The organism is Bradyrhizobium algeriense (assembly GCF_003062295.1).
In the GTDB taxonomy this organism is placed as follows: Bacteria; Pseudomonadota; Alphaproteobacteria; order Rhizobiales; family Xanthobacteraceae; genus Bradyrhizobium; species Bradyrhizobium algeriense.
The window spans coordinates 1-246 of sequence record NZ_PYCN01000327.1; the positions used below are offsets into that span (position 1 = coordinate 1).

Below are 246 nucleotides of genomic sequence, written 5' to 3' on the forward strand. Positions count from 1 at the left end.
TGGCCGCGGCCGGCGCCAGCCGTTCCTCGTCGGCTTTGAGCTTGCGCATAGACGGGCCGTCGAGCTCGATCCGATAAGCGTTGTGGACAATACGATCCAGCACGGCGTCGCCGACGGTGGGCTCGCCAATAACCTCGTGCCAAGTTGCCACAGGGAGTTGGCTGGTGATGAGGATGGAGCCGCGGCCATGACGGTCCTCGACGATCTCCATGAGATCGCGCCGCTGACTGGCTGAGAGGCGGTCGG

The 246-nt window shown here is 65.0% G+C and carries 1 protein-coding gene; it reads right to left on the reverse strand.

Annotation, left to right across the window (positions count from 1 at the left end; genetic code table 11):
• The coding region (locus tag C7G61_RS43700; RefSeq protein ID WP_190242307.1) for an ATP-binding protein at positions 1-246 on the reverse strand (246 nt) is incomplete at both ends.